This is a genomic window from Clostridium sp. CTA-1, from assembly GCF_054768215.1.
Genome location: NZ_BAAAAP010000012.1, coordinates 101,465 through 126,987 on the forward strand (window position 1 = coordinate 101,465; position 25,523 = coordinate 126,987).

Consider the following 25,523-nt stretch of genomic DNA (forward strand, 5'->3'; position numbering starts at 1 on the left):
CAAAAATAATAAATAAGACATATAATAGATTATAATTTTAAAGTAAAATATTTATATTCATTGATGAGAAGAGTACTTTTTAATAGGGTTTAAAGCGAGCGGGGTTGGTGTGAGCCTGTAACTAGTTAAAAGGGAAGAGAGTCTCGGAGAAGCTTACTAAGAAAGGCATATTTATATAAAATAAAAATATATTCCATAAGTAAGCCGTTAACTGCGTTAAAGTTTTAAGAGGACTTAATAGTATCAATATATCATAGCTAATATAATTAGAAGTGGAATTTAAAGAGAATTCTTTACAATCATATTAAAGATATTTGTATTATTATTTAGTCAACTAGAGTGGTACCGCGGATAATCCGTCTCTGTTTTTACAGAGGCGGTTTTTTATATACAATAACTAATAATTATAATTTAAGATATATTCTATAAATTAGAGTAAATAACTATATAGAAGCTTAAAAATATTATTAAATAAAAAATTAACTTTAAATATTAAAATCCTATAATAAAACTTAAATATAAAAACTTGGAGGTAGATTAAATCATGGATTACAAAAATATAGTAGCTGAAAGAATAAAAGAAAATACAGAATTAGAAGTTGATTTAATAGAAAAACTTATAGAGATTCCACCAAAGAAAGAAATGGGAGATTATGCTTTCCCATGCTTCCAATTAGCTAAAACTTTTAGAAAAGCACCAAATTTAATAGCAGAAGAATTAAAAGAAAAAATAAATAAAGAAGGTTTTGAAAAGGTAGTGACCGTAGGACCTTACGTGAATTTCTTTGTAGATAAAACTGTATTAATAAAAGACGTATTAGAAAAAGTTTTAAGTGAAAAAGAAAAATACGGTTCTTCTAAGGTAGGAGAAGGAAAGAATATAGTAGTTGAGTATTCATCACCAAACATTGCAAAACCCTTTCATATAGGTCATTTATTTACTACAGCTATAGGTAATGCACTATATAAAATATTATCCTTTGAAGGTTATAATTGTATAGGAATCAATCATCTAGGAGATTGGGGAACACAATTTGGTAAACTTATTTCTGCATATAGAAGATGGGTAGATGAAGAAGCACTAGAAAAGGATGCTATAGGAGAACTTTTAAGAATATATGTTAAATTCCATGAGGAAGCAGAAAAAGACCCTGAACTTGAAAAAGAAGCTAGATTAAACTTTAAAAATCTAGAAGATGGTTCAGAGGAAGAAACTGAGTTATGGAATAGATTTAAAGATTTAAGCTTAAAAGAATTCAACAAGGTTTATGACATGTTAGGAATAAAATTTGATTCTCTTGCAGGAGAAAGTTTCTATAGTGATAAAATGGATGCAGTAGTTCAAGAAATAGATGATAAAGGATTATTAGTAGATAGTAATGGTGCAAAGGTAGTTATGCTTGATGAATACAATATACCACCTTGCATGATTAAAAAATCTGATGGAGCAACTATTTATGCTACTCGTGATTTAGCAGCAGCTATATACAGAAAGAAAACTTATGATTTCCACAAATGTATATATGTAGTTGGAACTCCTCAAGCCCTACATTTTAAACAAGTATTTACTACTTTAAAACTTATGGGACATGATTGGGCAGATGATTGTAAACATGTAGGGTTTGGTCTTGTTAAATTAGCAAATAAAAAGCTATCTACAAGAAATGGAGATGTTGTATTCTTAGAGGATTTATTAAACCAATCTGTAGAAGAAACATTAAAAATTATAAATGAAAAGAATCCTAATTTGAAAAACAAAGAAGATACAGCCAAAAAACTTGGTATAGGTGCAGTTGTATTCACATATCTAAAAAATAATAGAGAAAGAGATATTGTATTTGACTGGAAGGAAATACTATCCTTTGATGGAGAAACAGGTCCTTATGTAGAATATAGCTATGCAAGAGGAAAAAGCGTATTAAGAAAGGCAGGAGAATTAACTGGAGAAGTAGATTATTCTAAATTAGAATCTAAAGAAGAGTTTGAATTAGCGAAACTTCTTGGAGGATTTAATGATGCCATAATGAACGCTATAAATAAATTAGAACCAGCTATGGTAACTAGATATGTAATTGAAGTAGCAAAAGCTTTCAATAAATTTTATAATGCTCATGGTATATTAAATGCAGAAGATAATGATGTAAAATTAGCAAGAGTAAAACTTGTAGAAGCTACTTGTCAAGTAATAAAAAATGCTCTTAACCTATTAGGTATAGATGTAGTTGAAGAAATGTAAAAAATAAAGTAAATAATTTTATTCATTGAAGAGGGTGTCTTAAAAATAGAATAGATTTAATTTTAGCACCGCAAAGATAAAAAATACACTTATAAATCAATTCATTTCGCTAAGAAGTTCTAAATCTTACTACATTAAAAATTTCCTACCCGGTAGAGGCGCCTTCCTTGGCTTCACTCCCGGCTCCTCACGTCCTGTGAGGAATTACGTAAATTTTTAATTGCGTCAGATTAAGAACTACTAAAGCTTATTTATATGTTTATTACATGTATTTTTTATCTTTGCTATATTAAAATTAAATCTATTTCTAAGACACCCTCTTATAAATTAGTTAATATAAATGGATATACAAAATTGCTGGATTTATTAGGTTATAAATAAGAGATTTCAAGTAATTTTAAGTTAGATGATAAATTATAGAATACGTTTATATATATAATTTATGTGTAAATGATCATTACAAGGGGGCTAGTATACCTTGTAAACTATATATTGGGGAAAGGAAGATGTTAAATGAAAATTAAAACCTTTAAAGTAGAGCAGTGGATGAATCAATATGAGAATGATGCAATATATAATTTGGCAGAAACTTGTATAGATTCATTAACATTGAGAGAATTATTAAATTTAGCTGGAAAGAATTTTGAAGAGTACATGGCGAGTCTTGGGGATATTCGTATGACATACAGCCATATCTATGGATCTCCTAATCTTTTAAAAGGAATAGCTTCTCTTTTTCAGGATGTGAAGGCAGAACAAATTATACCAACCCACGGAGCTATCGGTGCTAATTACCAGGTGCTTATAACTCTTTTAGAGCCAGGAGATAGCATGGTATCTGTAGCCCCTACATATCAGCAACATTATTCTATTCCAGAGTCTATGGGTACAGAGGTTAATATTCTTAAGCTTTTACCTGAAGATAATTTTTTACCAGACTTACAAGAGCTAAAGAAAATGGTGAATTCAAATACAAAGCTTATCACAATCAATAATCCTAATAACCCATCAGGATCTTTAATTCCTGTAGAGCTTATTAAACAAATCGTTGATATTGCAAAGAGTGTAGATGCTTATGTGCTTAGTGATGAGGTCTATAGGGGTATTAGTGAGGATGGAAGTTATATGCCTTCAATTGTAGATCTCTATGAAAAAGGTATTAGTGTAGGAAGCATGTCTAAGACATTTTCTCTTGCAGGACTACGTCTTGGGTGGATCGTTTCAAAAGACGAGAAAATAATTAATTTGTGCAGGGAAAGAAGAGATTACGATACTATAAGTTGTGGTGTATTGGATGATATTTTTGCTTCTTTGGCCTTAGAAAATAAGGAAGCAATTTTAGAAAGAAACCGAAAAATTGTTATGACAAATAGAGAATTACTCCATCAGTGGGTGAGCGCAGAACCACGAGTATCATATGTAAAGCCAGTTGCCGGTAATACAGCATTAATTTATTACGATGCGGACATGCATTCCTATAAATTTTGTGAGAAGCTTTTAAAGGAAACGGGAGTATTTTATACTCCAGGAGAATGTTTTGACTTAGATTATTGTTTCCGTATTGGCTATGCTTTTGACTCTAAAACCTTAATGGAAGGTTTAGAGAAAACTAGTGAATTCATATCTAATCTTCCGAGAAGATAATAGGAAGAAAAAATCAATAAAAAATTTACAAGTGAGTTATTGTTACTTTAAACAATATTATTTGGTAAGCTGTATTCATATTTCAAAGGATTGAAATAAATTATACTTCAATCAATAAAAATATTAAGTAGTGGATATTTTCATAGATAATTCCCCGGGAGAAAATTTTATACCCATATAATTTTAAATATATAATATATATCAAATATGTGTTATCATTAAACTATGATCATTAATTATAGAATTTTCACAAAACTATTTTTATATGTAAATATATGATTTCATGGAGGAGATTAATATGGTTTGTGATATTATGAATACACATGTTATTGTTCTTAATCCTAAAGATAGTATAAAAAAAGCATTAAATCTTATGAGTGAAAACAATATAAATGGAGCACCTGTAGCTAATGAAGAGGGCAATTTAATAGGAATGATAGTAAAGGCGGATATTTATAGATTTTTGATGGAAGAAGGACATTATGATACTTGTCCTGTAGAGTGGGTTATGACCAAAGAAGTTTTTACTGCCTCAGAGGAGGAGGATGTTATATCTATAGCTAAGAAAATTTTAGACAAAGATATAATAGCAATGCCAATAGTGGATTCTTCAAAAAAACTTTTAGGAATAGTATCCATTGAGGATATATTAAAAAGTTTAATATATAAATTAAAGTAAATAAAGGGTCAGTTATAACATACTAAAATAAATATTCTTATAAATATAATGAACGTTTAAATAATTAAAGAAAGAAAAGCTATGAATTTAGAAATTATATTCTAAATTCATAGTTTTTAAATTTAAAAATTAAACTTGTATTTTATAAAGTTTAATGCATAGTTATTCTTATTTACCTTAAACTTTGTTTTTATTCATTTGTTCTTTTTCTTTTTTACTGCTACAAGAACAACCTGTTGGACACGATGAACAATCACATTGTCCAGAGGTTTTCTTTTTAATATTTTTAGCTAGTATATATATGGCTAAAAGTATTATAACTATAGCTATAATTATTTCCATGGTATTTAATCACCTTCTTTTTAAATTATATGATTAAAGCACCTACGTTGTATATTAAGAAAGATATAATCCATGCTAATATAATCTGATAAGTAACAGAAAATAAAGCCATTTTAGAGCCATATTCTTTTCTCATAGTAGCTACTACAGATACACAAGGAGTATATAATAAAACAAAAACTAAGAAAGAATAAGCAGATAATGGACTAAAATGATTTAAAAGAGTAACTTTTAAATCTCCACCATATATAACGCCCATAGTTCCAACAATAACTTCTTTAGCCATAAGACCTGTTAACAAGGAGACAGAAGTTTGCCATCCTGAAAAACCTAATGGTTTAAAGATAGGTGATAAAACTCTACCTAGGGAGGCTAAAAAGCTTTCATTTATGTCTACCATTCCAGAAAAATTAAAATTAGAAAGTAACCAAACAATAACTGAAATTGAGAATATTATAGTTCCAGCTTTTTTCAAAAATCCTTTACCCTTATCCCATGTATGAAGCATTAAATTTTTAAATTCAGGCATTTTATATTCAGGAAGTTCTATTATAAAAGGTTCTTCATCTTTTTTAAATAAAGTGTTTTTAAATAGAAGTCCTATTATAAATGCTAATAGTATTCCCAAAATATATAAAGAAAAAACTATAGAAGTTTCATGGCCTGAAAAAAATACAGAAGCAAATAGAGCATAAACAGGCAATCTAGCATTACAGGACATTAAAGGAACCAATAATGCGGTAAGTTTTCTATCTCTTTCACTTTCTAAGGTTCTAGCAGACATTATTCCAGGTACAGAACAACCAAAACCAACTACCATAGGTATAAAAGCTTTACCGGAAAGTCCCATTTTTCTCATTAGCTTGTCCATTATAAAGGCTGCCCTTGCCATATAGCCACTATCTTCTAAAAAGGATATACCCAAAAACAAAGTAAGGATTACAGGTAGAAATACTATTACAGAGCCAACCCCAGCTACTATACCATCTAATAATAAAGATTTAAACCAAGGAGCTGTGCTTGCTAATAAAGTACCTAGGTAAGGTATTAAACTATCATTTAATAAGGCATCTATATAGTCCGCTAAAGGTGTACCTACCCAGTTAAAGGTGAACTTAAATATAATATATAATATTCCTAAAAATAGGGGATAGGCAAGTACTGGATTAAGGACTATTTTATCAATTTTATCCGTATTAGAAATAGTCTTTTTTTCTTCTAAAGTAACTGCTTTTTCGAAAATATTACCAATGAATTTATAAGCATCTCTTTCACTTTCAAAATTATAATCATTGTTATCTTTGTAACTTAAAAAAGTTTTATTTTCTAAAGTTTCTATTAGTTTATCAATTCCTATACCCTTTGAGGCTATTATAGGAATAACTTTAACATTAAGTTCTTTAGATAAAATATCATAATTTATTTTTATGCCTTTATTTTCCGCTACATCTATCATGTTAAGCACTAAAATAATAGGTTTATTAAATTGTTTTAATTGGGTAGTTAAGTATAGATTTCTATCCAAATTTGAAGCATCTACAATATCAATTATTACATCAACATTTCCATTGATGAGAAAATTCTTAGATACTTTTTCCTCATTAGAAAAGGTATCCATGGCATATATGCCAGGTAAATCCACAATTTTAATAGAATCATTAACCAAACCTTCCTTTTTTTCTACTGTTACACCCGCCCAGTTTCCAACATATTGATTAGAGCCGGTAAGTTGATTAAAAAGGGAGGTTTTACCTACATTAGGATTACCAAGTAATGCGGTTGTTATCATATTTGTCCTCCAGTCTATTTATCTACAGATATAAATTTAGCATCTTTTTTTCTTATAGCTAAATCAAATCCTCTTAAATTTATTAGTATGGGGTCTCCTAAAGGGGCCCTTTTTTTTAAGGATATTTCTGTGCCTTCGATACAGCCTAATGCCATTAGTCTTTTGACTAATTTTTCGTTGCCAGAAATACTAGAAATCTTAGCAGTTTGGCCAGGTAATAATTCACAGATACTCATAATATTCACTCCTTGTTGAAAATAGTTATCAATATTTATAATAATATTTTAGCATCAAGAATAATGAAAGTCAATTTAATTTATAACAATAATATTAGGTTTTGAGTAGAATAAATATTGGAGATTTATAGGGAAAATATTAAATTATAATATGAAAATAAAATTTACATTTGATTTTTATAAAAACTGAAAATTCTGTAAAAAACAACAAATAGATGTTTGGTTTTATTAAATGATATAATAATTATATAATATGTCTAATATAATTTTAATTATTTAAGCTGTATGGTAAAGTTTAAGGGGCTAAATTATAGAGGTGAAATAAGTTGAGAAAAAAACAAAATATATATAAAAGCAGTGAATATATTTATATAAAAGACGATGAAAAGAGAAAAGCTAAAAGAAAAGAATGCAATATATATATATACTATCCTAGAGTAAATAATAAAAGTATATATGAGAATTATGGTGAAGATTTAGCCAAAATGGAAGTTGTAGATATATCTAAATTTGGAGTTAGATTAAAAACTAAAATGGAGCTAAAGGAAGATGATTTTATAAACTTTTCTTTAAGGTTATCAGAAAAACCTTCCTTTTGGTGTATGGCTATAGTAAGAAGGATAGAAACCTATGAAGGTTATTTTATAGTAGGATGTGAGTTTTTATCTTTAACATTAGAACAAATGAGAGACATAGAAAAATATGTATTGTCTATTAAGTAATTCTTAGATTAAGGTAAAGTTTCATTAAAAGAATTGCGTTGTTGTAACTAATAGTTTTATTATTGTAAGTAATTGGATGAGCTAATTTAAATAAAAGAAAAAGGCTTAACCCCTTTTTCTTTTTTTATATAAAGCATATAATAGATAAAAACTAATAATTAGATTCAACAATATTTAAAGTGAATTTTTATTGAGCATTAAGTAGTTAAGGAGGTTTATTATGAACATTGCAGCATTTTTTGATATTGATGGAACTTTATACAGAGAAGGACTTATAACAGAGGTTTTTAAAAAATTAGTAAAATATGAGGTTATAGAGCCAGAAAGATGGTATAACGAAGTAAGACCAGAATATATTAAATGGGATAAAAGACAGGGTAATTATGATAATTATCTTTTAAAAATGGCAGATATATATATAGAAGCTATTAAAGGATTGCATAAATCCCAAATAGAATTTATTGCAAAGAAAGTAGTAGAACAAAAGGGTGATAGAGTATATACCTTTACTAGAGATAGTATTAAATGGCATAAGCAGCAAGGACATAAAATAATAACTATATCAGGAAGTCCCTATGAACTAGTAAAAGAAATGGCATCTAAGTATGGATTTGATGATTTTAGAGGAGCTCAATATGTACTTAATAAAGAAAGTATTTATACAGGGGATGTTATTCCTATGTGGGATAGTGACAGTAAGAGAAAGGCTATAAATGAATTGGTAGAAAAATACGATATAGATTTGAAGAAAAGTTATGCTTATGGAGATACTTCTGGAGATTTTTCTATGTTTAAAATGGTAGAAAATCCTGTTTGTGTTAATCCTACAAAGGAATTAATTCAGAAGGTAGTAGAGGATGAAAATGTAAAAGAAAAGACGAAAATAATAGTAGAAAGAAAAGATATGGTATATAAATTAACACCAGAATCTATTAATTTATGGTAATAAAGAACAGGTAACTTGACAAATAAATTTTAAATTTTTTGAAATAAAAATATATATGAAGTTTTATATATTTAGAGGGATTAGTTAATTTTAAAATTGACTAATCTCTATTTTTTAGATTTATAGTAAAGCGTGTTTTCATTATAATTTTGGATAATTTTTATTAAAAATGATGTCCAAAATTAAAGATTAACTTTAGGATGACAAAATAAATATTATAAATTATTTTATTAACGTTTATGTTTCTATTTACATAATATATAATAATTGGGCAGAATTATTATTTTTAAAGTAAGAGTTATTTATATTAACTAATTTTATAAAAAAAATTTTATTTTATCTTTAAGATAGTAGAGATATCGTTAATTGATAACATAAAAGAAAATTAGCACTAAGTTTATTTTAAAAATAATTATAAAATGTATTAAGGTTTGTGTATTTTTTAACGAGGTAAATTATGTAATATAAATATTAATTAGCTAATTGTAAAACTAACAGGTTAGAAAACATTTATTCCAATATAGATGCTAGTTGTACCACTTACATTGAAAAATTGTATAATCATATGATATGATTCTAAAAAAGTTAAAATAAATTTAAAAAAATTAAGTATTATATTTGAGTATAGTCAGTTCTAGTAGAAAATAGACTTTATATTATCAAATAAATATGCATGGAATTCAATAATTAGAAAATCTAAATATTTTTATTAAATTTTAGGTTAGCATTTTAAAATTTATGTGAATTAATGCGTTCATAAGTAAGAAGGCATTAAAAATAAATTTATTAGGTGGTAAGTACACATAAAGAAATTTATCATTAGTGTGTTAATGGGAACTACGATACTTTCAACTGTTAGTTCCGTATCAACTTATGAAAAATCAAAAAAATATTAATAATATGGGGGTAGATACAATGAAATCACGAAAAATTACTGCAATTATTTTATCCGTATTGGTAGCTTCAGGAGCCACTGTATCAGTTTTTACAGGGAAAAATGTAGTACAAGCTAAAGAGGTAGGAATCAACAGTGTACAATCTAAAATAGCTACTAATATAGGAGTGGGACAAGAATATTGGGGATCTACTGTTTTCGCTCCTTATGTAGATGCTTGTTCATATCCTGTGTTTTCACTTACTGAATATGCAAAGACTACAGGAACTAAACATTTTATATTAGGATTTGTAGTTGATAAAAATGGACAACCTTCCTGGGGAACTTATTATGATATGGAAGAAGGACCTACAGATTATCAAGGAGGAGGATTATTAAAAGAAATTAAAGCTTTAAGACAAATGGGTGGAGATGTAATGGTTTCCTTTGGAGGAGAAGCTAATACCCCATTAGCAGCATCAATTAAAGATGTTAATAAATTAAAAGATGCATATAAGAAAATAATTAAAGATTATGGATTAACTCATGTAGATTTTGACATTGAAGGAGCTTGGACAGCTGATACCGCTTCTATAGAAAGGCGTTCACAGGCTATTGCGTTACTTCAAAAGGAACTTAAAGCTGAAAATCATCCACTTGAAATATGGTATACATTACCTGTATTGCCTTCAGGGATGACTAATGGTGTGGATGTAGTAAAGAGTGCTGTTAAAAATGGTGTCCAGCTAAGCGGAGTAAATGTAATGACTATGTGTTTTGGACAGAAGGCTCCAGATGGAACTATGGGAGATTTAGTTATTGAATCAGCTAAAAGCGTTCATAAACAATTAAAGAATATATACACACAAGCTAATATACAAAAGTCTGATAAAGAAATTTGGAAAATGATAGGAGTAACTCCTATGAATGGTTTAGATTATAGTGGAAGTATACTTGATCAAAATGAAGCAAGAGAGGCTGTGAGCTTTGGTAAAACTGTAGGAATGAGATTAATAGGTATGTGGTCTGTCAACAGAGATTATCAAAATCCTAAAGGCGCAACAGATTATGTATCTATAACTGATAGTTCTATAGTACAAGAAAAATTTGAATTTGGTAAAATACTTTCAAAATATGATTCAAATGATGGTACAGAAATAATAGAAGAGCCAGGTACAACTGACCCAGAAGAACCAGGCGATGGTGAAGATGGAGGAGAAGTAGAAGGTGTTCCTGCATATAAGCCACAACAAGAATATTGGGCAGGAGATAAAGTTAGCTATAAAGGAAAGGTTTATCAAGCTAAATGGTGGACAAAAGGCTTTGCACCAGATACAGCAGTACAAAATTCCTGGGATACACCATGGGAACTAATAGGAGATTCAGATAATGGTACAGAAATACCAGAAAAACCAGGTACAACTGATCCAGTAGATCCAGAGGATGGTAAAGATGGGGAACAGACAGGAGAAATCGCTGCATATACTCCTAACAAAGAATATTATGAAGGAGATAAAGTTAGCTATAAAGGAAAGATTTATATAGCAAAATGGTGGACAAAAGGTTTTGCTCCAGATACAAAAGTAGAAAATTCATGGGATACTCCTTGGAAACTAGCAGAATAAGATAAAGTATTGATAAACTTAAATATATAAATTATTAAAATATATTGAGTTAGAGGTGTATTTTTCTCTAACTCAATATTTTATTTTAAGAAATAAAAAAACACTTTATATAAGGATTTTAGCGGAAAAATTATAAAAATGAGTAAATATATTTTAAAATTACTATTGACAAGTTGTCAAATATGGTTTATCATGCTAAATAATAAGTTAATAAAACTGAATATATTCGTTCTTATCAAGAGCGGTGGAGGGACTGGCCCTATGAAACCCGGCAACCAGTATATATTTTATACATGGTGCTAAATCCTGCAGATTTAACTGGAAGATGAGAAAATTTCGCTTATTAAAGCTAGAGATTTTTCTCTAGCTTATTTTTTTATTTTATTCTATTTGGCCAAATAGATATAGATATGTAATTTTACTGGAGGGATAAAAATTGATAGAGGTTTCTAATTTAAAGAAAATAATAAAAGACAAAGTAATATTAGAAGATATAAGTTTATCTATAAAAGAAGGAGAAGTTTTTGGGATAGTAGGGCATAGTGGTGCTGGAAAATCTACATTGTTAAGATGCCTAAATGGATTAGAATCCTATGAGGAAGGGAGCATAAAAATAAATGGTGAAAAAATAGATGAATTAAGTAAAAAACAATTAAGAATTCTAAGAAAAGATTTAGGTATGATTTTTCAAAGCTTTAACTTATTAAAAAGAAAAAATGTTTTTCAAAATATTGCATTACCTTTAGAAATATGGGGAATGAGCAAAAATGAAATAAACAATAGGGTTAAGGAGCTTTTAAAACTTGTAGATCTTGAGGACAAGGCCTATGTAAAGCCTCATAATTTAAGTGGTGGACAAAAGCAAAGAGTAGCTATAGCTAGAGCATTAGCTTTAGAACCTAAAATACTTTTATGTGATGAAGCTACATCTGCTCTAGATCCTAAAACAACTAAAGATATACTAAATTTATTAAAAGATATAAATGAAAAGTTAAGTATAACAATAGTTATAGTAACTCATCAAATGGAAGTTATAAAAGAAATATGTGAAAGAGTAGCCATTATGGATAAAGGAAAAATAAAAAGTTTAGGATTTTCAGAGGAATTGTTTTTAAGCCCCGACAAACATCTAAAAAAATTATTAGGAGAAAACGAAGTATTGCCTAAAGAAGGGGTAAATATAAAAATATTTTTTACAAAGGAATTAAGCAATGAAAGTATTATTACTACTATGGCAAGAGAATTAGATATAGACATATCTATAGTTTGGGGTAAGCTAGAAAAGTTTAGAGAAAATGTTCTTGGAAATTTAGTAATTAATGTATCAAAGGAAAATAAAGAAAAAATTTGTGATTATTTATCTTTAAAATCTATAGTTTGGGAGGTGCAATAAAATGTTGCAAGATATGTTATTTAAGGCTCTAAAGGAAACTCTATATATGGTTTCTATATCTACTATTTTATCTATATTATTAGGATTTATACCATCTATAATTCTTATAATTACAGACGAAAAAGGACTAAAACCTAATAAAGTAATATATAAATCTTTAGACTTTGTTGTTAATTTATTAAGATCCTTTCCTTTTATAATTCTTATGGTAGCCATACTTCCCTTTACAAAAGCTATAGTAGGGAAAACCATTGGAACTACAGCAGCTATAGTGCCTCTTACAATAGCCGCAATACCTTTTGCAACTAGAGTATTGGAATCTGCAATGAAGGAAGTAGATGAAGGAGTAATTGAAGCAGCTAAGTCTTTGGGAGCTAGTGATATTCAAATAATATTGAAAGTAATAATAAAAGAATCTATGCCTTCTATGATTGTGGCTATAACTTTAACTATAATTTCAGTGGTAGCATATTCAGCTATGGCAGGAGCTATAGGTGGAGGTGGACTAGGAGATGTAGCTATTAAGTACGGATACTATAGATTTAAAACAGATATTATGATATATACAGTAGTTATATTAATAATTTTGGTTCAGGTAATACAAAGTTTAGGGAATGTATTTTACAAAAGATTAAATAAATAAGCATCATATAGAAATTTAAAAAATTATTTTAAATTTTAGGAGGAACTAATTATGAATAAAAAAAGATTATTAGGAATAGTATTATCAGTTTTCTTAACATTAGGAGTGGTAGGTTGCTCTTCAAAAGAAAGTAAAGAAACAGTTAATGATAAAAAAACTATTGTAGTTGGTGCAACTCCAGTACCAGCAGGAGAAATTTTAAAAGTGGCTCAGCCTTTATTAGAGAAAAAAGGCTATAAATTAGAAATAAAAGAGTTTACTGATTATGTTACTCCAAATACTGCTTTAAATGATGGAGAAATAGATGCAAACTTTTTTCAACATACACCTTATTTAGATAACTTTAATGTAGAAAAGAAAACAGAGTTAGAGGCTGTAAAAAAGATTTATATATCACCTTTAGCTTTATATTCAAATAAAACAAAAAAATTAGAGGGGTTAAAAGATGGAGCTACCATTGCAGTTCCTAATGATCCTACTAATGAAACAAGAGCACTGAGATTATTAGAAAAATCAGGACTTATAAAACTTAAAAAAGGAGATACTTTAACTAAGGGTTATATAGCTGAAAATAAAAAGAATATAAAAATCGAGGAAATAGATGCACCACAATTACCAAGAATATTAAATGATGTAGATGCTGCGGTAATAAATACAAACTATGCTATAGAGGCAAAATTAAATCCTTTAAAGGATTCTATATTAATTGAAGATAAAGATTCTCCTTATGCAAATGTAATAGCTGTTAGAAAAGGAGATAAGGACAAAGCTCACATAAAAGCACTTTCAGAGGCTTTAACATCTAAAGAAGTAAAGGACTTTATAAATGAAAAATACAAAGGTGTTGTAATTCCAACATTTTAGTATTTAATTGTATTAAAATCTTTTGAAGTATCTAAGAAAATTTTAGTTTAATTATTTTATATCACTAGCTTTCAGTGATTAGAAAATATTTTATATTGACATTAAAAAAAATATTAGGCTATTAAGAAATATTTCAAATATAGGATTAATCTTAACAGAACTTATAAAATAATAAGGAGGAATTATTAATGAAAAAGAAAATATTATCTATTGCTATAGCAACAACTTTAATTTTAGGATTAGTAGCATTAACAGGGTGTGGAAGTAGTAAAGAAGAGGCAAAAGAAAAGAAAACAATTGTAGTTGGAGCAACGCCGGAACCTCATGCAGAAATTTTAAAAAAAGTTAAACCTATTTTAGAAAAAAAAGGATACACTTTAGAAATAAAAGAGTTTACGGATTATGTTACTCCAAACACTGCATTGCAAGATGGTGAAATAGATGCTAACTTTTATCAACATATACCATATTTAGAAGAGTTTAATAAAGAGAAGAAAACTGATTTATCATACACAGTTAAAGTTCATTTAGAACCTATGGGTGTATATTCTAAGACTATAAAGGATTTAAAAGAGCTAAAAAATGGAGCAACTATATCAATACCAAGTGATCCAACTAACGGATCAAGGGCATTAAAATTATTAGAAAAAGAAGGCATTATTAAACTAAAAGAAGGAGAACTTGTATCAAAGATGGATATTACAAAAAACCCTAAAAATATAAAAGTAGAAGAATTAGATGCAGCCCAACTTCCAAGAACTTTAGGTGATGTGGATGCAGCAGTTATAAATACTAATTATGCTGTTCCAGCAAATTTAAATCCATTAAAAGACGCTCTTGCTATTGAATCAAAGGATTCACCATATGCCAATGTTATTGTAGTTAAGACTGAAAATAAAAATGCAGAGTATATAAAAGCTTTAGACGAGGCTATTAATTCAGAAGAAATAAAAAAATATATTGAAGAACAATATAAAGGAGCTATACTTCCAGCTTTTTAAAAATTAGATTATAAAACATAAATAATAACTTGAGCAAATTGCATAATTAATAAGTTTCAAATTCACATACAACATTGTGTTTTAAAAAATATATTAGAGCAATATATTGATTAATTATATTTCAAAATGAATTATGCAATTTTCTCACTTAAATGAATAAAGTTTTTATAATAAAATAAGTCTACTTAGCTATAAGCTACATAAGACATATATAATAGGTGATAATTATGGATATTGTAAATAAAATAGCAGATGAATATGAGAATTATGTAATAGATTTAAGAAGGTATTTTCATTCTTATCCAGAATGCAGTTGGGATGAAAAGAATACTTCTAAAAAGATTAAGAGTGAATTAAATAAATTTGGCATTCCTTTTGAGAGTATAGCCAGTACAGGTATTTTAGTAAACATAAAAGGAAAAGAGCCAGGAAAAACTATTTTATTAAGAGCAGATATGGATGCTATTCAAGTTAATGAATGTAATAATTTTGATTATGTATCTAAAAATAAGGGGATAATGCATGCTTGTGGTCATGATGGCCACATGGCAATGCTTTTAGGAGCTGCAATAGTTTTAAATAGTATAAAAGATAAGGTAAAAGGAAATATAAAATTATTATTTCAACCAGCAGAAGAAGTTGGAGAAGGAGCAGCAGCTTGTATAAAAGCAGGTGTATTAGATTCAGTAGATAATGCTTTTGCTATTCATCTTTGGAGTAATGTTCCCTATGGTATGGTAGCTATTGAAGAGGGGCCGATTATGTCTTCTGCGGATGTGTTTAAAATAAAAATAAAAGGTAAGGGTGGTCATGGGGCAATGCCTCATGAGACCATAGATTCTGTATTAGCTGCTTCTTCTTTTGTGATGAATTTGCAAAGTATAGTAAGTAGAGAAGTAAACCCCCTAGAACCTTTAGTAATTTCTATAGGTAAATTACAGGCAGGGAGTAGATTTAATGTGATAGCTAATGAAGCTATTATTGAAGGAACATCTAGATGTTTTAATATGTCGCTTAGAGAAAAACTACCTAATATAATTGAAAGAATATTAAAAAATTCTACAGGGATTTATAATGCTAGGGGGGAATTAAGTTATAAATTTGCAACGCCTGTAACTATAAATGATGAAAAATCTGTTTATAGAACAAAACAGGTTATAAATAAAATTTTAGGGAAAGATAAAATATATAAAATGAATAAAAATATGGTTACAGAAGATTTTGGATATTATCTAGAAAAAGTACCTGGAGCCTTAGCATTTTTAGGCGTAGAAAATGAAACTTTAGGTGCTAATTATCCTCAGCATCATGAAAAATATAACATAGATGAAAGGGCCTTAAAAATAGGGGTAAAACTTTATTGTGAATATGCGTTAGATTTTTTAAATTGTTAGTTATATTAAAAATCAAGTAATTTTAATAAAGCATAATAGAATAGAGTTCAAAATAGGTTTAATTTTAATATAGAGAATATAAAAAATACATGTAATAAACATAGGAATAAGCTTTAGGAGTTCTTAATCTTTGAAATTAAAAATTTTCACAACTTCTTACAGGACCTAAGGAAAGTAGTGCTGAATTTAAGTATGTTACTTTTCTAGAATAGAAAATTTTTAATGAAAGTAAGTTTAGAACTTCTTAGCGAAATGACTTGATTTATGAAGTGTATTTTTTTATATTTGTGCTTTTAAAATTAAATTCATCTAAAGAATATTTTCATATGTGCAAAATAGCTTTTAAAAAAATAACAAAAGATAAGATAATTTAATAAGAAAGATGTTATAATTGAATGAGAATAATATATTAAAGGAAAATAAAAAAATATTATAATTAGTATACTTATTTTTAAAGCAAGTATATAAATTATTAAAACTTCATAAATGACAGATAAAGTTTATGGAAATAATATATACTAATTTACGCTGAATAGAAAGAGTGATAAGGTGATAACACGACGAAATGAAATGAAGTTATGTAACTTTTCAGATGAGAATGAATTAATTTTTAATGAAAACAAAGAATTGTATAAAAAAGCTATATTTTTTGATTTAGAGCACTATGTATATAGAAAACCAGTATGTGTAGGTGTTTTTGGCTGTTGTTACTATGATAGTATAAAAAATGCTATAGAGGTTACCCAGTATATGATAGAAGGAAAAAAGGATGTAAAAAACATATTAGAATTAGCCAAAAAATATTTTCAAAATGCATATAGAACTGGAGAAAAAAAATATATAATTACTTTTTCAGGAAATAATGATTTTACAGTTATAAATTATCTTTTTGAAAAGTATGATATAGATTTTGATATAAAGGAATATTTTCAATCTATAGATCTGCAAAGAGAATACGAAAAAGAGAAAAAATCTTCAATAGGCCTTAAAAATTTAGAAAAAGAATTCAATATAATAAGAGAAGAAAAGGAACTAATAAGTGGCCAGAATTTAGCTAAAACCTTCAGTAAAATAATAAAAGATGATGACTATATAAATAGAATGCCGGAATATAAAAAGAAAAAAATATTGTTGTATAATGAACAGGATGTAGTAAGTTTATTTCATATATACACAACATGGAACAAATTTATAAACTAAGGAAAGTGTAGAGTCCTTTCCTTAGTTTATAAATTTAGAAGCAAATATAACTCCTCAAAGGATATATATTTGCTTTGGTTTAAACAGACAAAATTATATATTATAAATTGGGCTAATTTATTAGAATCCAGTGGATTTACTATAGTACCTCTTTGTTTTTCATAGTCTATAAGTTTGCTTATTTCACTATATATTTTAGGATGATTAGATGGTCCACTCCCTTTTTTAAATGACAAAACGTAAAATGTAGATATATATTTATTTATAAATTTATCAAGTTCAATATATAAATTATAAATCTTTTCTTTTAAAGTAGCATCAGACAATCTTATTTTTTCAATAATTTTAATAGATCTTTCCCAATCTGATGCAAAGATTTCACGAACTAAATGATCTTTACTTGAAAAATAATTATAGAATGTACCTATAGCAATATTACAGTTTTTACATACATCTCTTATATTTAATTCCTCATAGTTTTTTTCTAATAAAATTTTTCTACCCTCTATCAGTAGTTTTTCTCTAATATTTTTTAATATTTTAGGCATAATATAAATCCCTCCTAAATGTCATGATTATATTATAAGGTTCATTATATTTAAAATCCACAATTTTTATTTCCTTTTTAATATGTTGTAAATAATGTGGTATACTAAAGTTATATATTTAACTATATAATTTTTATAAAGAAAGGGATTATATAATGTTTATACCAATAAAAAATGCTAAAGTATATGAGCAAGTAATAGAACAAATAAAAACAATGATTATATCTGGGAATTTACAAAAAGGAGATAAGCTACCTTCTGAAAGAGAACTAGTGGATCAACTAAAGGTTAGTAGAACATCTATAAGAGAGGCTTTAAGAGCTTTAGAAATAGTTGGACTAATTAAGTGTAAGCAGGGAGAAGGAAATTTTATTAGGGACAATTTTGATAACAGCTTATTTGAACCTTTGTCTTTAGTTTTTATGCTAGAAAGGAGCAATAAAGAGGACATAATTGAGGTAAGAAGAATAATAGAAGTTGAGGCAGCAGCATTAGCAGCTAAAAGAATTACTAAAGACCAGTTAAAAAGGTTAGAATACATAATATATGAATTTAAAAATAGTGAAGATGAAAAGATTCTTGTAAATTTAGATAAGAATTTTCACTATGAAATAGCCCAAGCATCTAATAATTTTATACTTTTAAATATAATCAATTCTTGTTCAACTCTTATAGATTCTTTAATAAAAAATGCTAGGTATAAAATTATGAAAAATGTTGAAAACAAAAAAGAACTAGTAGATCAACATGAAAAAATATATTTAGCTTTAAAAGAAAAGGATAGTGAATTAGCTTCCAAATTAATGAAAGAACATTTGGAGTTTAGTGGCAAATTTTTGGAAGTATAGAAAATAAAATTATATAAAATATAGGAGAAGTTAATATTAGTTTTTAAGTTTAAAATAAAATTGATATTAACTTTTTATAAGTTATTATTAATATGGGTTAATTAAGTTAATTATTACTGACATAATAATTTTAAAAATATAAATGGTATGGTGCATAGTATTTATATTAAAAAACGTAGTTACCATAAAGCATATACAATAAAATAAATCTTTAATATATGAGAGCAGGAGGAGTAAAATTATGGGCTTTAAAGCATTAAATAAATATATTATTAAAGATATAGTAATGGTTATTATAGGATCACTCATAGCAGCTTTAGGTATTAATATGTTTCTAATTCATGCTAATTTATTAAGTGGTGGACTTTCAGGTATAACTTTAATTATTCAATATGTTACAGGTTTTCCTGCGGCTTACTCACTTTTAATTTTAAATATACCTTTATTCTTTTTAAGTTATAAGAAAGTAAATAAAAAATTCACATTTTTATCCTTAATTGGAACTATAGCTCTTTCAGTAGGACTTATACTAACGGAACCTTTAAAGAATACAATACAAGTAAATGATATACTTTTGTTGGGATTATATGGAGGTGTTTTAAATGGTATAGGTGTTGGAATTGTATTTAGCAATCATGGTTCTACTGGCGGTTTAGATATAGTATCTGCACTTATAAAAAAGAAATACGGAAATTTCGATATAGGAACTATAACGTTTATAGTTAACTTTATAATAGTTTCTATATCTGCATGTATATTTGGCTTAACTAGCGCATTGTATACTTTGGTATCTATGTATATAGCTTCTTATTTAGTAGATAAAGTTATAAAGGGATTTAATAGACAAAAGCTTATACTTATAATAACTGAAAAAGAAGAGGATGTAAGTAAAGTTTTAATGAATGAATTAAATAGAGGAGTAACTTTTTTATATGCGAAGGGAGCTTACACAAAAAAGGATAAAAAGGTCCTATATTGTGTAGTATCTTTATCTCAATTACCAAAATTAAAACTAATAGTTAAAGATATAGATGAAGGTGCCTTTATATCTATATTAGATGCTTCAGAAGTAGAGGGTAGAGGATTTAAAAAAGTTTCTTTATAATATTTTGAAATATCTGGATTAAATTATATTATTTTCTTATTATAATTGAATTAATGTTATCAATAACCAAAGAAAACCTTAACTATTAATACACATATATTGATTAAAAGTTAATAGTTAATTACGAGTACAATTTTTAACTAGCTTTCACCTAGTTACATAATATAATATGTTTTAAAAGAGCCATAATAAACTTAAGAGGTGATATTATGAGCTCACTAAAACTTATAAGTTCATTTTTAATAACTATTATGTTATTAATACCATTTACTAATAAATGTTTAAATGAAAATAAAATAGTTAAAAATAAAAGTAATTTAGTATTAATAGAAGAAAAAGAAGATGGCTCAAACAAAATTAAAAAAAGAGTAAAATTAAGACCAGAAAAAGAAGTTAATAATATATATATAAACAAAATTTAAAAAGAAAGATTTTTTAATATTATATAGTATTTCAAATTTAGATATATATAAACAAAATTTCAAAAATAATATTCTTAATATTATATAGTATTTCAAATTTAAATTTAAATATTTATAAAAAATGAAAAAAATATAAAAAAGTAAAATCTCAGCTATAATTAGCTGAGATTTTTCTTAATGTATTTATTACAATTTTTAAATATAAAACATAATTTTATTGTAAAGCTTTAAGCTTTTCTATTCCTATTTTTATTCTTTTTATAGTTTCTTCTTTACCTAATATATCAGCTATTTCAAAAGCTCCACCAGGAGTGAATTGTTTTCCAGAAACTGCTGTTCTTATAGGCCATAAAACTACACCATTTTTAACTTCAAGTTCTTTAACTAAATTCATACATACTTCTTTAATATTTTCAAAAGTCCAGTCTTCTAAGCTTTCTAATTTAGGAAGAACTTCTTCTAAGCTTTTTAATGAATTTTCATAAGTTGTTTTCATTTTTTTATGAATATACATTTCTTCTGAGTATTCAAGAAGATCATTAAAGAAATCTAGTTGTTCAGGAATTTCATTTAAAACCTCCACTCTAGTGTGTAAAAGTTCACTTATTTTTTTAGTATCTAAGTCTTTAGTTAAAGCTTCTTTATAATAAGGAAGAGCCATTTCATGGAATTTATCTAAAGATAAAGCTCTTATATATTCTCCGTTCATCCATTTTAATTTTTTTGTATCAAAAACTGCGGGAGCTTTATTTATATTTCTGTAATTAAAGGCTTCTATTAATTCTTCCATAGAAAAGACTTCTTTTTCTCCACCTGGGTTCCATCCAAGTAAAGCTATATAGTTTAAGATAGCTTCTTTTAAGTAACCTTTAGCCATTAGATCTTCGAAAGAAGCATCGCCATTTCTCTTACTTAATTTATGATGTTCATCTTTCATTATTGGTGGGCAATGAACGTATATTGGAACATCCCAACCAAAAGCTTCATATAGTCTATTATATTTAGGAGAAGATGATAAATATTCACTTCCACGTACTACGTGAGTTATTCCCATAAGATGGTCATCTACTACATTAGCGAAATTATATGTTGGAAGTCCATCGGATTTTATTAAAATCATATCATCTAATTCAGAATTATCTACGGAAATATCTCCATAAATTTCATCATGGAAAGAAGTTGATCCAGTAGTTGGATTTTTTTGTCTTATAACATATGGAATACCTTCAGCTATTTTTTTATCAATTTCTTCTTTAGAAAGATCTATGCAGTGTTTGTCATATCTGAAAGGTCTTTTTAAAGCTTCTGAATTAGCCCTTAGCATATCTAATCTGTCTTTTGAACAGAAACAGTAGTATGCTTCTCCTTTCTCTATTAGCTTTTCAGCATATTCTATGTATATATTTCTTCTTTCACTTTGAACATATGGACCAACAGGGCCGCCAATATCTGGACCTTCATCGTGGCTAAGACCAGTAATTTCTAGAGTATTATATATAACATCTAAAGCACCCTCTACTAATCTTTCTTGATCTGTATCCTCAATCCTTAATATAAAATCACCATTATCGTGCTTTGCTATTAAATAAGCATATAAAGCAGTTCTTAAGTTACCAACATGCATATAACCTGTTGGACTTGGTGCGAATCTTGTTCTGACTTTGTTTGTCATTGCTTTCACTCCTATTTAAAAAATATTTATAAATAAAACCTTTCATCACTAGGACGAAAGGTAAAAATTCATTTTATAAGTAAATTTTATAACAAGGCCTATTTAATGTCAAGAATTATGTACATTATATATAGTTATGAAAGGACATATTTATAGGATTTATAAAAAATAAAGAAAAATAAAGAAAAAAAGAGATATTATAAAATATATCAAGGATACATTGTATAGGTTTTCATATTAATGTGTTGACTTATATCTATAAAATTGTTATAAATAATATAGCACATATGATTAAATAGTACATACAAATAATATATGATAAGAAATTATACAACATATATATTGGTTTAATGAATTATAAATAAAGTATTTTAAAGATTATTTAAATAATATATTAATAGGGGGAAAAAACAATGGGTATAAAAGTTGGACTAAATGGTTTTGGAAGAATAGGAAGAGCAGTATTAAGAATAGCACAGGACAAATTCCCAGAAGATGTAGAAATAGTAGCATTAAATGCAAGAGCAACTACTGAAACATTAGTACATCTATTTAAATACGACTCCTGCTACGGAAGATTTAATGGAGAAGTAGAAATAATTTCTAATGATAAAATGAAAGTAAATGGAAAAGAAATAAAAATATTTAGAGAAAATGATCCCGAAAATTTACCTTGGAAAGAACTTGGAGTAGATATAGTTATAGAATCTACAGGAATATTTAAAGATAGGGAAAAAGCTATGAAGCATATAGAAGCTGGAGCTAAAAAAGTTATAATCACAGCACCAGGGAAAAATGAAGATATAACTATAGTTTTAGGAGTAAATGAAAATGAATATAATCCAGAAGAGCATAATATAATTTCAAATGCATCTTGTACTACAAATTGTTTAGCTCCTTTTGCTAAAGTACTTGACGATAATTTTGGTATAGTTAGAGGTTTAATGACAACAGTACATTCTTATACAAATGACCAAAGAATATTAGATAAAACTCATAAAGATTTAAGAAGAGCAAGAGCTGCAGCAGAATCAATAATACCAACTACTACAGGAGCTGCAAAGGCAGTAGCTAAAGTTTTACCGAGTCTTAAAGGTAAATTAAATGGATTTGCTTTAAGAGTTCCAACACCAACAGTATCTTTAACAGATTTAGTTTGTGAATTAAAAACTAAAGTAACTGCTGAAGAGATTAATGCAGCATTTAAAAAAGCAGCAGAGGGTGAAATGAAGGGCGTTTTAGGATATTCAGAAGAACCACTAGTTTCAGTAGACTACAAAGGAGATCCTAGATCTTCTATAGTAGATGGATTATCTACTATGGTTTTAGAAGACGACATGGTTAAAGTTGTGTCTTGGTATGATAATGAATGGGGATATTCCTGTAGAACTGTAGATTTAGTTAATTATGTAGCTAAATTTATGAAATAAAAATAACTAATTAGCTTATATAAATTAATTTTTTATATATAAGTACCTCTTTTATAAAGTAATTATTTATATTTATAATAACATTATGTTATTTAACTTCTTATATTTATATAATGTAAAATAAGATTAAAGGAGACTATCTCAAAATAAATTTAAATTTATTTTGAGACAGCCTCTTTCTTTTTAATATTTTTTAATATATAGGTAGTTTTAAAATTTAATGGATATAATGGTTTTGTTTTTAATATATTTCTTTTTAATATATTTCTTTTTTAATCAAGTTTAATAGATCTTCTTTATTTAATGAGTCTATATCTTCGATAGAAGATAATAAATTAGTTATTTTATTTTTAATCTCACTTTTCCTTTGACCTTTAAATTCGCTTGAATATATATCACCTATATTAGGACAAAAAGTATTGTAGTTTTTTTCAATTAATAGATTTCTAAAGTAGTCTCTTGAATCTTTTTCACCATGGATTAGTATAACTTCCTTAGGTTTTTCTCTAAAGCTTTCTAACCAATTTAATAGACCGTTTTTGTCAGCATGACCAGATAATGATGGTAGATTATATATTTCAGCATTTACAGCAATTTCTTCACCAAATAATTTTACTTTTTTAGCGCCACTTAATATTTTTTGTCCTAAAGTCCCCTCAGCTTGATAGCCTACAAATACTATAGAACACTCTTTTCTCCAAAGATTATGTTTGAGATGATGACGAATTCTACCAGCTTCACACATACCACTAGCAGATATTATAATAGCACCGGTTTTTATTTTATTTAATTCCATAGATTCTTGAGGAGAATTAGTAAAGTAAAGACCATTAAATTCTAGAGGATTATCACCTTTGTTTAATAATTTTTGAGCATCTTCATCAAAGTCAATGGTGTATTCATTAAATATCTTAGTAGCTTCTGAAGCTAAAGGGCTATCTACGTAGACTTTGATATTTTTTAATATATTACTTTCCACATATTTATTTAATGCGTATATTACCTCTTGAGTTCTACCCACAGCAAAGGAAGGAATAATAACATTACCTCCTCTTTTAAAGGTATCCTTTATAATATGAATTAATTGCTTTAATTGAGAATTTATGTTATCATGAACTCTATTTCCATAGGTTGTTTCCATTAGCAGATAATCTGCATAATCTACTTGAACAGGATCTTTTAGTATAGGTAAATTTGTATTGCCTAGATCACCGGAATAAACAATTTTAAATTCCTTATCATTTTCAGTTATATATAATTCAGTTATAGCAGAGCCTAAAAGATGACCAGAATCTAAAAATCTTATTTTAAGGTTAGGGAATATTTCTATATATTCATTGTAATTGTAACCTTCAAAAAGAGATGTACTCATTTGAGCTATTTTTAAAGTATATAAAGGTTCTATAGGGTCTAGACCACTACGAATTCTTTTTCTGTTTTTCCATTCAACTTCTGATTCTAATATATGGCCGCTGTCAGGAAGCATAATGGAACATAGGTCTGCAGTAGCTTTAGTAGAGATAACTTTCCCTCTATAGCCTAGTTTATATAAAAGAGGAATTCGGCCACTGTGATCTATATGAGCATGAGAGAGTATTACACAGTCTATATCTTTAACATCGAATTTAAAAGAATAATTTCTATCTCCGACCTCGTCTTTGCCTTGATAAGTACCACAATCTAAAAGAATATTTTTATCCTTTATTTTTAATAAGTGGCAGGAACCTGTTACACAACAAGCTGCTCCTAAGAATTTTATTTCCATATAACCCCTCCTGTTCTAATGATTAATTAATACTTGTAAGAATATTTTAATAATATTTTAATACTATTTTATTGAAAAATATATATGTATTTAAAAATAATATAAATAATTATTCATATTATTTTATTTCATAGCATATATATAT

Annotated in this window: 22 protein-coding genes and 1 riboswitch; of the genes, 16 read left to right on the top strand and 6 right to left on the bottom strand. The window is 27.3% G+C overall.

Annotated elements, in window-relative coordinates; genetic code table 11:
• Window positions 1–544 precede the first annotated feature (544 nt).
• The 3 genes from argS (at window position 545) to ACYUEW_RS11685 (ending at window position 4,559) form a co-directional block, all read left to right on the top strand.
• A complete protein-coding gene (gene argS / locus ACYUEW_RS11675; RefSeq protein ID WP_003489504.1) occupies window positions 545–2,236 on the top strand; it encodes an arginine--tRNA ligase in 1,692 nt (563 codons plus the stop codon).
• A 513-nt stretch (window positions 2,237–2,749) separates the two neighbouring features.
• Window positions 2,750–3,880: an aminotransferase gene (locus ACYUEW_RS11680; protein ID WP_460276825.1), complete on the top strand. Its 1,131-nt coding sequence runs from the start codon at window positions 2,750–2,752 to the stop codon at window positions 3,878–3,880.
• A 298-nt stretch (window positions 3,881–4,178) separates the two neighbouring features.
• Window positions 4,179–4,559, top strand: a complete 381-nt coding sequence (locus ACYUEW_RS11685; protein WP_042386407.1) for a CBS domain-containing protein — start codon at window positions 4,179–4,181, stop codon at window positions 4,557–4,559.
• A 177-nt stretch (window positions 4,560–4,736) separates the two neighbouring features.
• Here ACYUEW_RS11685 and ACYUEW_RS11690 read toward each other — a convergent pair whose 3' ends face one another.
• The 3 genes from ACYUEW_RS11690 to ACYUEW_RS11700 are packed head-to-tail and all read right to left on the bottom strand — an operon-like array spanning window position 4,737 to window position 6,926.
• Entirely contained in the window at window positions 4,737–4,901 is a 165-nt protein-coding gene (locus ACYUEW_RS11690) for a FeoB-associated Cys-rich membrane protein (protein WP_003489507.1), read from the bottom strand.
• Between the two features lie 25 nt (window positions 4,902–4,926).
• Window positions 4,927–6,690, bottom strand: a complete 1,764-nt coding sequence (gene feoB, locus ACYUEW_RS11695; protein ID WP_003489508.1) for a ferrous iron transport protein B — start codon at window positions 6,688–6,690, stop codon at window positions 4,927–4,929.
• A gap of 14 nt (window positions 6,691–6,704) precedes the next feature.
• A complete protein-coding gene (locus ACYUEW_RS11700) occupies window positions 6,705–6,926 on the bottom strand; it encodes a FeoA family protein (protein ID WP_003489509.1) in 222 nt (73 codons plus the stop codon).
• A gap of 326 nt (window positions 6,927–7,252) precedes the next feature.
• Between ACYUEW_RS11700 and ACYUEW_RS11705 the strand changes: the two genes are divergently transcribed.
• From ACYUEW_RS11705 to ACYUEW_RS11745, 9 genes are all read left to right on the top strand, one after another.
• Window positions 7,253–7,648, top strand: coding sequence for a PilZ domain-containing protein (locus tag ACYUEW_RS11705; RefSeq protein WP_003489510.1), 396 nt, complete (start codon window positions 7,253–7,255; stop codon window positions 7,646–7,648).
• A gap of 220 nt (window positions 7,649–7,868) precedes the next feature.
• Window positions 7,869–8,594 carry an HAD-IB family hydrolase gene (locus tag ACYUEW_RS11710; RefSeq protein WP_003489511.1) on the top strand — a complete coding sequence of 242 codons (726 nt, stop codon included), beginning with the start codon at window positions 7,869–7,871 and terminating at the stop codon, window positions 8,592–8,594.
• Between the two features lie 915 nt (window positions 8,595–9,509).
• On the top strand, window positions 9,510–11,093 hold the full coding sequence (locus tag ACYUEW_RS11715; RefSeq protein ID WP_460276826.1) for a chitinase: 1,584 nt from the start codon (window positions 9,510–9,512) through the stop codon (window positions 11,091–11,093).
• A gap of 229 nt (window positions 11,094–11,322) precedes the next feature.
• A riboswitch (SAM riboswitch) is annotated at window positions 11,323–11,425 on the top strand.
• 104 nt (window positions 11,426–11,529) lie between these two features.
• Entirely contained in the window at window positions 11,530–12,486 is a 957-nt protein-coding gene (locus ACYUEW_RS11720) for a methionine ABC transporter ATP-binding protein (protein ID WP_460276827.1), read from the top strand.
• A 1-nt stretch (window position 12,487) separates the two neighbouring features.
• Window positions 12,488–13,129 (top strand): methionine ABC transporter permease, encoded by a 642-nt coding sequence (locus ACYUEW_RS11725; RefSeq protein ID WP_003489516.1) that lies wholly within the window; start codon window positions 12,488–12,490, stop codon window positions 13,127–13,129.
• Between the two features lie 51 nt (window positions 13,130–13,180).
• The gene (locus ACYUEW_RS11730; RefSeq protein ID WP_460276828.1) at window positions 13,181–13,993 is read left to right on the top strand and encodes a MetQ/NlpA family ABC transporter substrate-binding protein; all 813 of its coding nucleotides are present in this window, start codon (window positions 13,181–13,183) and stop codon (window positions 13,991–13,993) included.
• Window positions 13,994–14,181: 188 nt separating this feature from the next.
• Window positions 14,182–14,994 carry a MetQ/NlpA family ABC transporter substrate-binding protein gene (locus tag ACYUEW_RS11735; RefSeq protein WP_003489519.1) on the top strand — a complete coding sequence of 271 codons (813 nt, stop codon included), beginning with the start codon at window positions 14,182–14,184 and terminating at the stop codon, window positions 14,992–14,994.
• 227 nt (window positions 14,995–15,221) lie between these two features.
• A complete protein-coding gene (locus ACYUEW_RS11740) occupies window positions 15,222–16,388 on the top strand; it encodes a M20 family metallopeptidase (RefSeq protein WP_163200683.1) in 1,167 nt (388 codons plus the stop codon).
• A 570-nt stretch (window positions 16,389–16,958) separates the two neighbouring features.
• Entirely contained in the window at window positions 16,959–17,588 is a 630-nt protein-coding gene (locus ACYUEW_RS11745; RefSeq protein WP_042386411.1) for a ribonuclease H-like domain-containing protein, read from the top strand.
• A gap of 26 nt (window positions 17,589–17,614) precedes the next feature.
• Here ACYUEW_RS11745 and ACYUEW_RS11750 read toward each other — a convergent pair whose 3' ends face one another.
• Window positions 17,615–18,136, bottom strand: coding sequence for a TetR/AcrR family transcriptional regulator (locus ACYUEW_RS11750; protein WP_003489525.1), 522 nt, complete (start codon window positions 18,134–18,136; stop codon window positions 17,615–17,617).
• Between the two features lie 155 nt (window positions 18,137–18,291).
• Here ACYUEW_RS11750 and ACYUEW_RS11755 point away from each other — a divergent pair, with 155 nt between their 5' ends.
• The 3 genes from ACYUEW_RS11755 (at window position 18,292) to ACYUEW_RS11765 (ending at window position 20,511) form a co-directional block, all read left to right on the top strand.
• Window positions 18,292–18,984: a FadR/GntR family transcriptional regulator gene (locus tag ACYUEW_RS11755; protein WP_085333211.1), complete on the top strand. Its 693-nt coding sequence runs from the start codon at window positions 18,292–18,294 to the stop codon at window positions 18,982–18,984.
• Window positions 18,985–19,225: 241 nt separating this feature from the next.
• Window positions 19,226–20,089 carry a YitT family protein gene (locus ACYUEW_RS11760; protein WP_003489529.1) on the top strand — a complete coding sequence of 288 codons (864 nt, stop codon included), beginning with the start codon at window positions 19,226–19,228 and terminating at the stop codon, window positions 20,087–20,089.
• Window positions 20,090–20,298: 209 nt separating this feature from the next.
• Window positions 20,299–20,511: a hypothetical protein gene (locus ACYUEW_RS11765; protein WP_003489531.1), complete on the top strand. Its 213-nt coding sequence runs from the start codon at window positions 20,299–20,301 to the stop codon at window positions 20,509–20,511.
• Between the two features lie 214 nt (window positions 20,512–20,725).
• Here the strand turns inward: ACYUEW_RS11765 and gltX are convergent, their stop codons facing one another.
• Window positions 20,726–22,183 (bottom strand): glutamate--tRNA ligase, encoded by a 1,458-nt coding sequence (gene gltX / locus ACYUEW_RS11770; protein ID WP_265204359.1) that lies wholly within the window; start codon window positions 22,181–22,183, stop codon window positions 20,726–20,728.
• 413 nt (window positions 22,184–22,596) lie between these two features.
• On the opposite strand from gltX, the gene gap reads away from it, so the two are divergent.
• On the top strand, window positions 22,597–23,613 hold the full coding sequence (gene gap, locus ACYUEW_RS11775) for a type I glyceraldehyde-3-phosphate dehydrogenase (protein WP_003489534.1): 1,017 nt from the start codon (window positions 22,597–22,599) through the stop codon (window positions 23,611–23,613).
• A 256-nt stretch (window positions 23,614–23,869) separates the two neighbouring features.
• On the opposite strand, the gene ACYUEW_RS11780 is transcribed toward gap, so the two are convergent.
• Complete coding sequence (locus tag ACYUEW_RS11780; RefSeq protein ID WP_003489535.1) at window positions 23,870–25,378, bottom strand: MBL fold metallo-hydrolase RNA specificity domain-containing protein; 1,509 nt, start codon at window positions 25,376–25,378, stop codon at window positions 23,870–23,872.
• Window positions 25,379–25,523 lie beyond the last annotated feature (145 nt).

Bases quoted from the DNA above. Each gene is read 5' to 3' on its own strand.
- ACYUEW_RS11735 (WP_003489519.1), top strand. From the start codon at position 14,182: ATGAAAAAGAAAATATTATCTATTGCTATAGCAACAACTTTAATTTTA.
- ACYUEW_RS11755 (WP_085333211.1), top strand. From the start codon at position 18,292: ATGTTTATACCAATAAAAAATGCTAAAGTATATGAGCAAGTAATAGAA.
- gltX (WP_265204359.1), bottom strand. From the start codon at position 22,183: ATGACAAACAAAGTCAGAACAAGATTCGCACCAAGTCCAACAGGTTAT.
- ACYUEW_RS11725 (WP_003489516.1), top strand. From the start codon at position 12,488: ATGTTGCAAGATATGTTATTTAAGGCTCTAAAGGAAACTCTATATATG.
- ACYUEW_RS11730 (WP_460276828.1), top strand. From the start codon at position 13,181: ATGAATAAAAAAAGATTATTAGGAATAGTATTATCAGTTTTCTTAACA.
- ACYUEW_RS11760 (WP_003489529.1), top strand. From the start codon at position 19,226: ATGGGCTTTAAAGCATTAAATAAATATATTATTAAAGATATAGTAATG.
- feoB (WP_003489508.1), bottom strand. From the start codon at position 6,690: ATGATAACAACCGCATTACTTGGTAATCCTAATGTAGGTAAAACCTCC.
- ACYUEW_RS11700 (WP_003489509.1), bottom strand. From the start codon at position 6,926: ATGAGTATCTGTGAATTATTACCTGGCCAAACTGCTAAGATTTCTAGT.
- ACYUEW_RS11750 (WP_003489525.1), bottom strand. From the start codon at position 18,136: ATGCCTAAAATATTAAAAAATATTAGAGAAAAACTACTGATAGAGGGT.
- ACYUEW_RS11685 (WP_042386407.1), top strand. From the start codon at position 4,179: ATGGTTTGTGATATTATGAATACACATGTTATTGTTCTTAATCCTAAA.
- argS (WP_003489504.1), top strand. From the start codon at position 545: ATGGATTACAAAAATATAGTAGCTGAAAGAATAAAAGAAAATACAGAA.
- ACYUEW_RS11680 (WP_460276825.1), top strand. From the start codon at position 2,750: ATGAAAATTAAAACCTTTAAAGTAGAGCAGTGGATGAATCAATATGAG.
- ACYUEW_RS11710 (WP_003489511.1), top strand. From the start codon at position 7,869: ATGAACATTGCAGCATTTTTTGATATTGATGGAACTTTATACAGAGAA.
- ACYUEW_RS11740 (WP_163200683.1), top strand. From the start codon at position 15,222: ATGGATATTGTAAATAAAATAGCAGATGAATATGAGAATTATGTAATA.
- gap (WP_003489534.1), top strand. From the start codon at position 22,597: ATGGGTATAAAAGTTGGACTAAATGGTTTTGGAAGAATAGGAAGAGCA.
- ACYUEW_RS11690 (WP_003489507.1), bottom strand. From the start codon at position 4,901: ATGGAAATAATTATAGCTATAGTTATAATACTTTTAGCCATATATATA.
- ACYUEW_RS11765 (WP_003489531.1), top strand. From the start codon at position 20,299: ATGAGCTCACTAAAACTTATAAGTTCATTTTTAATAACTATTATGTTA.
- ACYUEW_RS11780 (WP_003489535.1), bottom strand. From the start codon at position 25,378: ATGGAAATAAAATTCTTAGGAGCAGCTTGTTGTGTAACAGGTTCCTGC.
- ACYUEW_RS11745 (WP_042386411.1), top strand. From the start codon at position 16,959: ATGAAGTTATGTAACTTTTCAGATGAGAATGAATTAATTTTTAATGAA.
- ACYUEW_RS11715 (WP_460276826.1), top strand. From the start codon at position 9,510: ATGAAATCACGAAAAATTACTGCAATTATTTTATCCGTATTGGTAGCT.